The 13,456-nt window shown below is 37.3% G+C and carries 9 protein-coding genes; 8 read left to right on the top strand and 1 reads right to left on the bottom strand.

What is annotated here, in order from left to right:
- The first annotated feature begins 8 nt into the window (after nt 1-8).
- The 3 genes from DFR56_RS08440 to rpoE all read left to right on the top strand — a co-directional run bounded on the left by DFR56_RS08440 (nt 9) and on the right by rpoE (nt 5,177).
- The gene (locus tag DFR56_RS08440; RefSeq protein WP_342353150.1) at nt 9-662 is read left to right on the top strand and encodes a TetR/AcrR family transcriptional regulator; all 654 of its coding nucleotides are present in this window, start codon (nt 9-11) and stop codon (nt 660-662) included.
- A 43-nt stretch (nt 663-705) separates the two neighbouring features.
- Nucleotides 706-3,945, top strand: coding sequence for a fused isobutyryl-CoA mutase/GTPase IcmF (icmF, locus tag DFR56_RS08435; protein WP_110394996.1), 3,240 nt, complete (start codon nt 706-708; stop codon nt 3,943-3,945).
- 815 nt (nt 3,946-4,760) lie between these two features.
- Entirely contained in the window at nt 4,761-5,177 is a 417-nt protein-coding gene (rpoE, locus tag DFR56_RS08425; RefSeq protein ID WP_110394994.1) for a DNA-directed RNA polymerase subunit delta, read from the top strand.
- Between the two features lie 93 nt (nt 5,178-5,270).
- On the opposite strand, the gene DFR56_RS08420 is transcribed toward rpoE, so the two are convergent.
- Nucleotides 5,271-5,891 carry a superoxide dismutase gene (locus tag DFR56_RS08420; RefSeq protein WP_110394993.1) on the bottom strand — a complete coding sequence of 207 codons (621 nt, stop codon included), beginning with the start codon at nt 5,889-5,891 and terminating at the stop codon, nt 5,271-5,273.
- A 763-nt stretch (nt 5,892-6,654) separates the two neighbouring features.
- Here DFR56_RS08420 and DFR56_RS08415 point away from each other — a divergent pair.
- The 5 genes from DFR56_RS08415 to glpX all read left to right on the top strand — a co-directional run bounded on the left by DFR56_RS08415 (nt 6,655) and on the right by glpX (nt 12,738).
- Nucleotides 6,655-8,265, top strand: coding sequence for a CTP synthase (locus DFR56_RS08415; protein WP_110394992.1), 1,611 nt, complete (start codon nt 6,655-6,657; stop codon nt 8,263-8,265).
- A gap of 443 nt (nt 8,266-8,708) precedes the next feature.
- Nucleotides 8,709-9,572: a class II fructose-1,6-bisphosphate aldolase gene (fba, locus tag DFR56_RS08410; protein ID WP_110394991.1), complete on the top strand. Its 864-nt coding sequence runs from the start codon at nt 8,709-8,711 to the stop codon at nt 9,570-9,572.
- A 75-nt stretch (nt 9,573-9,647) separates the two neighbouring features.
- A complete protein-coding gene (gene fsa, locus DFR56_RS08405; RefSeq protein WP_110394990.1) occupies nt 9,648-10,295 on the top strand; it encodes a fructose-6-phosphate aldolase in 648 nt (215 codons plus the stop codon).
- Between the two features lie 137 nt (nt 10,296-10,432).
- Nucleotides 10,433-11,725: a UDP-N-acetylglucosamine 1-carboxyvinyltransferase gene (locus DFR56_RS08400; RefSeq protein ID WP_110394989.1), complete on the top strand. Its 1,293-nt coding sequence runs from the start codon at nt 10,433-10,435 to the stop codon at nt 11,723-11,725.
- A 44-nt stretch (nt 11,726-11,769) separates the two neighbouring features.
- On the top strand, nt 11,770-12,738 hold the full coding sequence (glpX, locus tag DFR56_RS08395) for a class II fructose-bisphosphatase (RefSeq protein WP_110394988.1): 969 nt from the start codon (nt 11,770-11,772) through the stop codon (nt 12,736-12,738).
- The last annotated feature ends 718 nt before the right edge of the window (nt 12,739-13,456 follow it).

Below are 13,456 nucleotides of genomic sequence, written 5' to 3'. Positions count from 1 at the left end.
AGAATTTGATGGGAAAGGGGATAGGTAACATGTGCGCAGATCCGATACTCTCCTCAGTAAAAGATACGACATTAATCGAAAAACGAAGAAGCCAAATTATTAAAAGTGCTATCACTCTATTTAAACAAAAAGGTTTTCATCGTACAACAACAAGGGAAATAGCGAAAGAATCTGGATTTAGTATTGGCACGTTGTATGAGTATATTCGTACAAAAGAAGATGTCCTATTCCTAGTATATGAAGCGATAAATAATCATGTCTATAAGCATCTTCGAACAGTAATCGATTTAAAAAAACCCTCTGTTCATAACTTAACGACAATTATTGAATCGTATTATCGGTTAATGGACGAAATGCAAGAGGAAGTAATTATTTTATATCAGGAAGTTAAATCATTAGAAACAAAAGTAAAGGATGTCGTTTTACAAAAAGAAAGAGAAATGGTGCTTATGTTAAAGCAAGCCATTATGACTTGTGTTCCCAATATACTGGTGGAAGAAGAAGCGGAATTACTAGCAAATAATATTTTTGTGCAAGGTCATATGTGGGGATTTAGACGGTGGATGTTGCATAAACAATTTACGATAGATAAGTATATTGATATGCAAATCAAACTTTTGTTACAAACGTTAAATAAAGAAAATAAGCATTCTGCAGAGTGATGTTTCATAGGGAAGGTTACTTAAATCAAAGGGGGGGTACATGATGGAGCAAACTGAAATATACCGTCCACATAATCATATCCGCTTTGTTACAGCTTCAAGTTTGTTCGATGGTCATGACGCATCGATTAATATTATGCGCCGCATTTTACAAGCAAGCGGCGCAGAAGTAATTCATTTAGGTCATAATCGTAGTGCAAAAGAAGTCGTTTATGCAGCAATTCAAGAGGATGCCCAAGCAATTGCCATTTCATCATACCAAGGTGGCCATATCGAATATTTTAAATATATTATTGATTTATTAAAGGAAAATAAAGCAGATCATATTAAAGTATTTGGTGGGGGCGGGGGAACGATTATTCCTCGTGAAGTAACTGAGTTACACGATTATGGTGTTGCTTGGATTTTCACACCTGAAGATGGACGTAAACTAGGGTTACAAGGCATGATTAATCACATGCTTGAGTTAAGTGATTTTCAGCAACCGATCCAACTTGAAGAAGAGACAGATCGTTTATGTAAAGGAGAAAAGCAAGCAATTGCACGGATGATTTCGTTTATTGAAACAGAATCGAAAAGGGAAGAAAAAAAAGCACTTTTACAAACGTTAAGAGAAAAAGGAAACAAAAACATCCCTATATTGGGGATTACAGGAACTGGTGGTGCAGGGAAAAGTTCCTTAACAGATGAACTAATTCGGCGCTTTTTACACGAATTAGACCATAAAAGAATCGCTATCATTTCCATAGATCCAACGAAAAGAAAGACTGGTGGAGCCCTTTTAGGAGATCGAATCCGGATGAATGCAATATTTTCTGATCGAGTTTATATGCGTTCATTAGCCACAAGGGAATCTCGAACAGAACTTTCAAAAGCAACAAAAGATATTATTGATGTATTACGTGCATCAAATTATGATTTAATCATTGTTGAAACGAGTGGGATCGGGCAAGGGGATGCTGAAATTACCGACATTACCGATATGTCGATGTATGTCATGACGGCAGAATTCGGTGCACCGACACAACTAGAAAAAATTGATATGATCGATTTTGCCGATTTTATCGTTATTAATAAATTTGAACAAAGAGGCTCAGATGATGCGTTAACACAAGTTAGAAAACAATATGAACGAAGTCGTATGCTATTTCATGAAGACGCAGAAAAGTTTCCCGTTTTTGGAACGATTGCGAGCCAATTTAATGATCCCGGGACAAATGCGTTATTCGCATCCATTATTGACAAATTGAATGAGCAATATGACTGGGATGAAAAAGTACCGTTTGATCGTCACGTTTTATCTTCTGAACGTAAAACGATCATTCCGAATGATAAAATCCATTATTTACGAGACATTAGTTCTGCTGTTCGTAACTATCATAAAAATGTGAATGAAAAAAGTAGCATTGCTAGAAAACTATATCAATTAGATGGAACAAAAGAACTTATCGAGGATGAGCAAGCTCGAAAGTTGATTGATCAAACGTTTGATCAACATGAAGAAAAGTTGAATCACAGCGAAAAGAAACTGCTTTACTCGTGGGATGATATAAAAGAAAAGTATGACAGTGATACATTTTCCTTTATGATCCGAGACCGAGAAATAGAGCTTGACATTACAACTACTTCCTTATCCGGATTAAAAATTCCGAAAGTAAAATTTCCTGAGTTTACTGATTGGGGCGATCGGTTAACATGGCTAATGAAAGAAAATGTTCCAGGATCATTTCCATATACAGCAGGAGTATTTCCATTTAAACGGCAGGGGGAAGATCCGACAAGACAATTTGCAGGAGAAGGGACACCTGAACGTACGAATCGTCGTTTTCATTATTTATCCGAAGGGGAAGGAGCAAAAAGACTTTCTACCGCATTTGATTCTGTTACATTGTACGGGGAAGACCCAGCATATGAACCGGACATTTACGGTAAGGTTGGTGAAAGTGGTGTCAGTATTTGTACGCTAGATGATATGAAGAAGCTATATAAAGGTTTTGATTTAATTGATCCACAGACATCGGTCTCGATGACGATAAATGGACCGGCGCCAATTATTTTGGCGATGTATTTTAATACAGCGATCGCACAACAAATCGAAAAATTTATGGATTCAGAAGGTAGAGAGCCAACAGAAGCGGAACAGGAAACAATTAAGCAAAAAACATTACATGTTGTACGTGGGACAGTGCAAGCCGATATTTTGAAAGAAGATCAAGGACAAAATACATGTATTTTTTCAACTGAATTTGCCTTAAGGATGATGGGGGATATTCAAGCATATTTTATAAATAACGAAGTTCGTAATTATTATTCTGTGTCTATCTCTGGGTATCATATTGCGGAAGCTGGTGCAAATCCAATTACTCAACTTGCATTTACGCTAGCAAATGGCTTTACGTATGTAGAATATTATTTAAGTCGTGGCATGGATATAAATGCTTTTGCACCTAATTTATCGTTTTTCTTCTCCAATGGCCTTGACCCGGAGTATACGGTTATTGGTCGTGTAGCGAGAAGAATATGGGCGATTACGATGCGTGAAAAATATGGAGCAGACGAACGAAGTCAAAAGTTAAAATATCATATTCAAACATCGGGTAGATCACTCCACGCCCAAGAAATTGATTTCAATGATATTCGAACAACATTGCAAGCGCTGATCGCCATTCAAGACAACTGTAATTCACTTCATACGAATTCATATGATGAAGCAATTACGACTCCAACGGAAGAGTCTGTTCGACGGGCACTGGCAATTCAAATGATCATCAATAAAGAATTTGGATTAACTAAAAATGAAAATTCTTTACAAGGATCTTTTATCATTGATGAACTAACCGACCTTGTTGAAGAAGCAGTTTTAGCTGAATTCGAACGGATAAATGACCGCGGTGGAGTACTAGGAGCGATGGAAAGACAATATCAGCGTGGAAAAATTCAGGAAGAGTCACTTTACTATGAAAGTAAAAAACATTCAGGTGAATTACCAATAATCGGAGTCAATACGTATTTAAATCCGAATCCACCCTCTGAAGAAACAATCGATGCCATGGAATTAGCGAGAGCAACGAAAGAAGAAAAAGAGCATCAAATTAATCAATTGAAGGTTTTTCAATCAAAACACAAGGATGTTGTAAAAGATGCGCTTACCCGTTTAAAAAAGGTAGCTAGGGAAAACGGAAATATATTTGCTGAATTAATGGAAACTGTAAAAGTTGCCAGTCTTGGGCAAATTACGGAAACATTATATGAAGTAGGCGGTCAGTATCGTAGAAATATGTAAATGAAAGCTAAATGTGAGAAGCGACTTTTTCTCCAGTCGTTTCTCTTTTTATGTGTCTAATTAGACAAAATAAGAAAAAAATGTAGCATAATTTCATGTCACTTGATTATAATCTAGGGAATGGTTTATACTACAAAATTATTAGTGTTAATAATTATACATATAGAAGATGTTAAAAAGTCCAACAAAAATGACGCATCGAATTTCTGCGTTGGCTGCTAAGAAAGGATAAATCCTTTCTTGACTCGCATAAGTGCAACTAGGGCATTCGCAGTAAAGGCGTTGCGAATGCAAAGTTTTCTAAGCTTGCTTTTTAGGGGATCTTCCGTTAAATTCGCCCAGGTTCTGGGATTGGGACTGCGCTTACTCGTCCCATCGAAGAGCATTTGCGCCTTCGCTCGTCCCATCGAAAAGAGTTGTGGGCAATACGGAAGTCTTCACATCCTGTGAAAGTCTGTTCCCGAAATCTACGCGGCCTTCGACGAACATGATGTTCTAGTACTGGCGTTGCCACAAGGCATTTCGATGGGGCGAGCATTTAGCGGAGTCCCAAGGCATTTTGATGGGGCGAGTAATCGAAAGAAGCAGGATGTGGCGTTTTTAGCTAGTAGAAATTCTTGGTCCTTTTTATCGGCCTTTTTGCACCCGCATATAAGGATGTTCTTAATCATTATTGCGAAACTTTGAAACTAATTGGTCTTTTTACTAAATCGTAAGTAAGCGTGACTAAAGTTCAGATGGAATCTAAACTTCGCTACTGAACCAAGTCTTCTTTATATCATTTTTAATATTATTGGAAAAGGAAGTGCATTGTGATGGCATTAAAAAAATACAGTGATGAACAAATTCAAAAAATGTCGATGATTGAGCTAGCAAATATCGTTTTGGCAGATGAAAAAAAGGAAATGAACTTTATAGACCTATTTCATAAAGTAGCAGATTTGAAAGATTTTACTCAAGCACAAAGAGATGATTTATTATCCCGTTTCTATACGGATCTGAATGTAGACGGGCGTTTTACCACTTTAGGTTCAAACGTATGGGGATTAAAAAGATGGTACCCAGTTGATCAAACGAGTGAAAAAGCATTAGCTGAATCACGTAAAAGAGATTTAGAGGAAGAAGAATATTTAGACGAGGAACTTGAGGATGAAGCTTTAGAAGAGGAAGAAGATGAAGATGCACTATATGAAGATTATGATGATTTAGATTATAGTGTAGAGGATGAATAAAAGGTAAAAATGTGTCAATAACACAACGAATTAAAAAGAACCTCTCAGCTACCACCCTGAGAGGTTAAAGTTTGAATTACCTGAATCACCAAATCAATTCCTCATTGCATCATTATACAGTTCATTTACTTTATCCCAATTTACTGTTTTCCACCAATTCGTTACGAATTCAGGTCTGCGATTTTGATATTTTAAATAATACGCATGTTCCCAAACGTCGATAACGAGTAGCGGTTTTTTCCCAACTTCAAATGGCATATCCTGATTAGCCGTACTTATAATGGACAAATCTTCGTTATCATCGATAACGAGCCAACCGTAGCCACTACCAAATCTTGAAATTGCCGCCTTCGATAACTGATCTTGAAAGTTATCGAACGTTTTAAAATATTTATCAATTGCTTTTGCAATATCAGCTGTAGGTTCACCACCACCGTTAGGAGTCATTACTTCCCAAAACAGACTATGCCCAAAATGTCCCCCGCCATTATTTCTTACTGCAGTTTGAATTTTTTCTGGTAAAGTATCCAAATTACTTAATAAGTATTCCAATGATTTATCTTGTAATTGGTCATAACCTTCTAAAGCATCGTTCAAATTTTTGACATATGTAGCATGATGACCACCATGGTGGACCTCTAAAGTACGGGCATCGATGAAAGGTTCTAAAGCTTCAAGATCATATGGTAGGTCCGGAAGTGTGAAAAAGGACATATATTATCACCACCTTTTGCTATTATTAAAAATGTTGCACAAATACAACATAACCTATTTCTTTCCTTAAGTCAACTTTTTTTATGAAAGAAACATATTGTTTTTGGGGAAAATAATCCAAACAAAATACAATGATGAAATCTTGACATTTTTATATATAATGAGTAAAATTTTTAGTGGGCTATACAAGATTATTTTTAACAAGCAGATGCGTTTCCCCTAAAAGTTGGGAAACGCATTTATTATTTGTGGGAAAGAAAGTATACTACTTCCTTCCTACAAAAGTGCAATCGAAGGCTTTCGCGATTATAGGATTAGAGGACTGGTACTTAACTAGAATGATCACATCTAAAGACGAACGAAAAACTGCTTTAGCGGAGGGGAGATACACGACTCCTAGTCGGCTAGAAACGGGTACGTCCATGTGACTTACGCCAACACTAGCATGTCTTAGGACTACGTTAAATGCTCATCCCATCGAAAAGCTTTGCGACTGCGATTACTCGTCGTAATAAACATTGTGCATCGGAGACTCACCAGCGGCCTTAGGTAGGATGTGCGAAGTGTATTTCCGAAGTGGGTGGTTAGATACAACCATCATTGTTCGGATTTCTCTTTGTAAAAATACGTGTTCCAGTCTGATAAGCTCAGGCATCGCCTTAGTCATCTCTGCAACGGCTTGCCAGTCGGCGTGTTTTCCTTAGCGAACGCCAAGTTTTCCTAATATACTGCATGAAAATGATAGAAGAAAGAGGGTACAACATTGACAAAATATATTTTTGTAACTGGTGGGGTAGTTTCATCACTAGGAAAGGGCATTACTGCTGCATCATTAGGACGTTTACTTAAAAACCGCGGATTAAAGGTTACATTGCAAAAATTTGATCCATATATTAACGTTGATCCAGGTACGATGAGTCCTTATCAACATGGGGAAGTATTCGTTACAGAAGATGGTGCTGAAACAGATTTAGACGTAGGTCATTATGAACGGTTTATCGATATTAATTTAAATAAATATAGTAACATTACGACTGGAAAAGTATATTCTAGTGTGATAAAAAAGGAACGTAAAGGTGAGTATAAAGGAGCAACTGTACAAGTAATCCCTCATATTACAAATGAAATAAAAGAACAAGTTTACAAAGCGGGCAAAGCGACAAAAGCAGACGTTGTTATTACTGAAATTGGTGGAACAGTCGGCGATATTGAGTCACTTCCATATTTAGAAGCAATTAGACAAATAAAGAGTGATATTGGTCGAGATCATGTCATGTATATCCATTGTACACTTGTTCCGTATATTAAAGCGGCAGGTGAAATAAAAACAAAGCCAACACAGCATAGTGTGAAGGAATTAAGATCCCTTGGAATACAGCCAGATGCGATTGTTCTTCGCTCAGAGTTCGCTATAAGTGAAGAAAACAAAGAAAAAATTGCTCTCTTCTGTGATACGGATAAAAATGCGGTCATTGAAATGCTTGATGCTGATACACTATATCATGTACCTATCGCTTTACAGGAACAACAATTTGATGATTTAGTTTGTAACCATTTAGGACTAGAACATAAAAAAGCGGATATGGCAGAATGGCAAGAGCTTGTAAGTAAAGTTCGGAATTTATCACGTACAATAGAAATTGGTTTAGTAGGAAAGTATGTTGAATTACCTGATGCATATTTATCACTTGTAGAATCGTTAAAACATGCCGGATTTTCTTATGATACGGATATTTCCATCCATTGGATTAACTCCGAAATATTAGACAAAGAAACGATCCATGATGAATTATCCCATGTTGATGGAATTGTCGTTCCTGGAGGTTTTGGCACAAGAGGAATTGATGGTAAAATAGAAGCTATACAGTATGCAAGAGAGAATAACATTCCATTTTTAGGTGTTTGTTTAGGCATGCAACTTGCAGCAGTTGAATTTATCCGTAATGTCGTTGGATTAAAGAACGCACATTCCGTAGAAATCGATGAACATACTCCTTACCCGATCGTCACATTAATTAAAGAGCTTGATCAAAATGATGATATCGGTGGAACGCTTCGATTAGGGTCTTATCCGATCAAGCTAAAAGATGGTACAAAAATACAGAAAGCATATAATGGAGTTAAAAGGGTGGAAGAGCGACACCGTCACCGTTTCGAACTAAACAATGAGTATAAAGATCAATTAGAACAAAATGGACTTATTATCTCGGCTTTAGGCGAGGATGAAAAATCAATTAAAGCGATCGAATTAATATCACACCCATGGTTTGTCGCTTGCCAATATCATCCAGAATTTAAATCAAGACCAACAAAAGCACATCCAATAATTGAAGGATTTGTTGGTGCAATTGTAAAAGAAAAATATACCAGGTAAAGTGGATTAATCTTTTTTTAGAACACAACATATCTTGTAAATAAGGAATATATTACTTATTCTTTGACTAAGCAATTTGGTGAATTTCAGCAGATAAGAAAGGATCAATACTTTCTTACTGCTTAGTAACTAAGAGTGCTATGTCCTGAAACTTTCACGTTCGTTCGTCGCATCAAAACATTTGTCGCGGGAGCCAGTACTAGCACGTCCTATGTTGTAAACGTAACTAAGGCATTCGCGGAAAAAGCTTATGCAATTAAGTGAAACACTTATTTACATAAGCTCAAGCATCACCTAGTCACCGCCTTGACGGCTCGACAATCGGTGTGTTCTCTTTACCAAATGCCAAGTGTTCTAATCATTCAACAAGTTACAACTATATATTGTATAATGGACTTTGATATGCTAATTAAACATGATAATTTTAGAAGGAGATGTTTTTGATGCCATTAGTATCGATGAGGGAAATGCTTCAGATCGCAAAAGAGGAACAATATGCAGTAGGTCAATTCAATGTAAATAACTTAGAGTATGCACAAGCTATTTTAGAGGCGGCCGAGGAAGAAAACTCGCCAGTTATTCTTGGTGTTTCAGAAGGTGCAGCAAGATATATGGGTGGATTTAAAGTCGTCGTTGCAATGGTAGAAGCACTTATGGAAGAGAGCGGAACAACTGTACCTGTTGCGATTCATTTAGACCATGGGTCAAGTTTTGAGAAATGTGCTGAAGCCATTCATGCAGGTTTTACATCTGTGATGATTGATGGGTCTCACTTGCCGCTAGAGGAGAATATTGCTCTTACTAAAAAAGTGGTAGAGTTAGCACATATTCACGGTATTTCCGTTGAGGCAGAACTTGGTCGAATTGGTGGGCAAGAAGATGATCTAATCGTGGATGATGCAGAAGCGATGTATGCTATTCCAACTGAATGTGACGAGTTAGTAAGAGAGACGAATGTTGATTGTTTTGCACCTGCACTTGGCTCTGTTCACGGTCCATACAAAGGAGAGCCAAATTTAGGATTTGATCGGATGGAAGAAGTAATGAAATTAACAGGTGTACCACTCGTATTGCATGGAGGAACAGGAATTCCGCTAAAAGATATCCAACGTGCGATTTCACTTGGAACGGCAAAAATTAACGTGAATACAGAAAATCAAATAATGCAAACGAAAAAAATCCGTGAAATATTAGCAGATGATACGGAAGTATATGACCCTCGTAAATATATGGGACCTGGAAAAGAAGCAATTAAAGAAACAGTTATCGGTAAAATGCGTGAATTTGGTTCATCGCAAAAGGCATAAAATAAATGAATTGGTATAGCGAACTTTCTAAAAGTAATAAATCAGGAAGATAAATAATGAGGGGAGCAAATAAACGTGAAATTTTTTATTGATACTGCAAATATTGACGAAATACGTGCAGCAAACGAATTAGGTGTTTTAGCTGGTGTGACAACCAATCCTACTCTGGTTGCAAAAGAAGGTGTATCTTTTCATGAACGCTTACGCGAAATTACACAAGAAGTATCGACATCTGTTAGTGCAGAAGTAATCTCAGAAGACGCAGAAGGCATGATTAAAGAAGGAAAAGAATTGGCGGCGATTGCTCCTAATATAACGGTCAAAATTCCAATGACATTGGAAGGTCTAAAAGCTGTCAAAGTATTAAGTGACCTGAATATTGAAACAAATGTTACATTAATCTTTAATCCAAACCAAGCACTATTAGCTGCGAGAGCTGGAGCGACATATGTTTCTCCATTCTTAGGTCGTCTAGATGATATTGGTCATAATGGTATGGAATTGATCGCTACTATTTCACAAATTTTTGACCAATTTGATATCAAATCACAAATTATTGCTGCTTCGATCAGGCATCCACTACATGTGACAGATGCTGCTTTAAATGGTGCACATATTGCAACAATCCCTTATAAAGTATTAGCACAATTAGTGAAACATCCACTAACAGATAAAGGAATTGAACAATTTTTATCTGACTGGAACAAAGTGAAGGATCTATAATTAGTGCATAACTATTTGTTTCTGAACGAATTGGTCTTTTCTTGCACATGAAAAGTTGCTTTAAAGCCAATGAACCAATGTTGTGGATTAGGTAATAAGTCGATCATAGGTTGTTTTATGTAAAGAGAGGGTTATAAATGGAGAAAATAATAGTTGAAGGTGGACATCTCTTACAAGGCACTGTTCGAGTAAATGGTGCGAAAAATAGTGCAGTCGCATTGCTTCCAGCAGCTATTTTAGCTGATTCAACTGTGACGATTGATGGTCTTCCTAACATATCAGATGTTAATACATTAAATTCAATTTTAGAAGACATCGGTGCAAAAATAGTTAGAGATTCAAATCAAAAAGTACATATTGATCCATCATCAATCGTCTCTATACCGATTCCCAATGGAAAGGTAAAGAAATTACGCGCATCTTATTACTTTATGGGGGCGATGTTAGGGAAATTTAAACGGGCTGCAATTGGCTTACCTGGCGGCTGTTATTTAGGTCCGCGCCCGATTGACCAACACATTAAAGGCTTTGAAGCGTTAGGTGCAAAGGTGACAAATGAAAAAGGTGCTATTTATTTACATGCTGAAGAGTTAAAAGGTGCACGAATTTATTTAGATGTCGTGAGTGTCGGTGCTACGATTAATATTATGTTGGCTGCTGTCCTTGCAGAAGGAAAAACAACGATTGAGAACGCAGCTAAAGAACCCGAGATTATTGATGTCGCTACTCTTCTTACAAATATGGGTGCAAAGATTAAAGGGGTAGGCACAGATATTATTCGGATTGAAGGAGTAAAAAACCTTAACGGTTGTCGACATACGATTATCCCAGATCGAATTGAAGCAGGAACATACGTCATTGCCGCGGCTGCTCAAGGAAAAGAAGTAATTATCGACAATGTTATCCCAGAACATTTAGAATCCCTACTTGCAAAATTGCGAGAAATGGGTGTGTCAATTGAACAAAGTGATGAACAATTGTTAATTACAACGAAAAAAAATTTACAAAGCGTCGACATAAAAACATTAGTATATCCGGGATTCCCAACCGACCTACAACAACCTTTCACTTCGTTATTAACAAAAGCGGAAGGGACTAGTGTTGTAACAGATACAATTTATGCTGCTCGCCTTAAACATATCGACGAATTAAGGAGAATGAATGCTAAAATAAAGGTAGAAGGTGGTTCCGCAATTATTTCAGGACCTATTCAACTAGAAGGTGCGTTAGTTAAAGCCTCTGATCTAAGGGCTGGTGCTTCGCTTGTTATTGCAGGACTAATGGCAAATGGTATGACTGAAATAACGGGAGTTGAGCACATAGAGCGCGGATATGAAAATATGACGGAAAAGCTAGTGAACTTAGGTGCGCGCATTCGCCGAGAGACAATGAGTGATGAAGAGGTAAAGCAACTAGATACAAAGATATGAACTTGTAAACTTGAAAAAGCCAATCTTAAGAGGAGATGTCATGAATGGAAAGAAGTTTAACAATGGAATTAGTTCGTGTGACAGAGGCGGCAGCACTATCATCAGCAAGATGGATGGGAAGAGGATTGAAGAACGAAGCAGATGACGCAGCAACAACTGCGATGCGTACGGTTTTTGATACGATTCCGATGCGAGGAACAGTTGTAATTGGTGAAGGTGAGATGGATGAGGCACCAATGCTTTATATTGGAGAAAAACTTGGAACCGGTTCAGGCCCCTTAGTTGATGTTGCGGTTGACCCATTAGAAGGGACTAATATCGTCGCTCGTGGTTCTTGGAATGCATTATCTGTTATTGCTATTGCAGATGGTGGTAACTTATTACATGCTCCAGATATGTATATGCAGAAAATTGCAGTTGGGCCAGAATCGGTTGGGAAAATTGATATTAATGCATCAACTGCTGATAATTTAATTGCAGTAGCTAAAGCGAAGAATAAAGATGTGGAAGATGTTGTTGCAGTTGTGTTAAATCGTCCTAGACATGAAGCGCTCATTCATGAGATACGTGAAGCAGGAGCAAGAATTAAACTAATTCAGGACGGGGATGTTGCTGGAGCGATGAACACCGCTTTTGATGAAACAGGAGTTGATATTTTATTTGGTATCGGTGGTGCACCGGAAGGGGTAATATCTGCAGTTGCCTTAAAATGTCTAGGTGGAGAAATACAAGGAAAACTAATCCCTTCAAATGAAAAAGAGATCGTTCGGTGTAAAAAAATGGGGATTGAAAATATGAACAAAGTTTTTTATATGGATGATTTTTGTGCTGGAAATGATGCTATTTTCGCAGCGACAGGTGTAACAGATGGTGAACTGTTAAAAGGAGTTCAATTTAAAGGCCAAAGAGCTAAAACGCAAACAGTCGTTATGCGTGCAAAAAGTGGAACCATTCGCTTTATTGATGGACAACATAGCTTAAAGAAAAAGCCAAATCTTGTGATGGAATCATAAAAAAATGTTTTTGGATTTTCTTGGCAGATAAGAATGTATAAAACTATCTTTCTGCTCATTGGCTAAAAGCGCTACTTCCTGAGAATATGCTTACACTTGTCCCATCGAAAAGCGTTTGGAACGTCATTGACACTAGTGCGTCCCGGGACTACGCATTCGTTCGTCCCAATAAACATTGTACGTTATCATTACTATGAAGGCTTTTGCCATTAAAGGCTTGGTGACAAGCTAAGTTTTCTAATTTTATGACAAAAGTAGGGTTGAATATAAGACGATAAACATGTATGATTAATCTACTAAATATTTTTAATGTAAGTAGTTATGAATAATAACTAGTCACTTTGACAATATTGAAGAGAAAAGAGCACATAATAAATCTCCCATTCGACTCCTCTTTTTTGCCAGGCAAGTAAGTTTTATATCTTCTTACTGCTCACTAGTTAAAAGCACAACTTCCTGGGACTATGATTACTCGTCCCACCAAAAGCTTTTGGGACCGCACATTTGCTCGTCCCATCGAAACCCTTTGCGATTGTGATTAATTGTCTGATTAAACATTGTGCATCGTAAGTGCAACTCATGGTGGTAGGGCAAATTTTCGAATAAACCAATGAGTAGGAACTTGGCCAAATTCATAAGTTACTAAGACCATGCAATTTTTGGCTTTGGATTTGAAGCTTTTTAACGTGAGCATTACATCAGTCTAATAGTTTTATGA

The sequence above is a fragment of the Pseudogracilibacillus auburnensis genome, assembly GCF_003201975.1.
Taxonomy (GTDB): Bacteria; Bacillota; Bacilli; order Bacillales; family Amphibacillaceae; genus Pseudogracilibacillus; species Pseudogracilibacillus auburnensis.
Note: the sequence above shows the minus strand (reverse complement) of the source record. Positions and strands in the feature narration are given on the sequence as shown.

Excerpts from the sequence above, each read along its gene's own strand:
- fba (WP_110394991.1), top strand. The coding sequence starts at position 8,709 with ATGCCATTAGTATCGATGAGGGAAATGCTTCAGATCGCAAAAGAGGAA.
- DFR56_RS08440 (WP_342353150.1), top strand. The coding sequence starts at position 9 with ATGGGAAAGGGGATAGGTAACATGTGCGCAGATCCGATACTCTCCTCA.
- icmF (WP_110394996.1), top strand. The coding sequence starts at position 706 with ATGGAGCAAACTGAAATATACCGTCCACATAATCATATCCGCTTTGTT.
- DFR56_RS08420 (WP_110394993.1), bottom strand. The coding sequence starts at position 5,891 with ATGTCCTTTTTCACACTTCCGGACCTACCATATGATCTTGAAGCTTTA.
- DFR56_RS08400 (WP_110394989.1), top strand. The coding sequence starts at position 10,433 with ATGGAGAAAATAATAGTTGAAGGTGGACATCTCTTACAAGGCACTGTT.
- rpoE (WP_110394994.1), top strand. The coding sequence starts at position 4,761 with ATGGCATTAAAAAAATACAGTGATGAACAAATTCAAAAAATGTCGATG.
- glpX (WP_110394988.1), top strand. The coding sequence starts at position 11,770 with ATGGAAAGAAGTTTAACAATGGAATTAGTTCGTGTGACAGAGGCGGCA.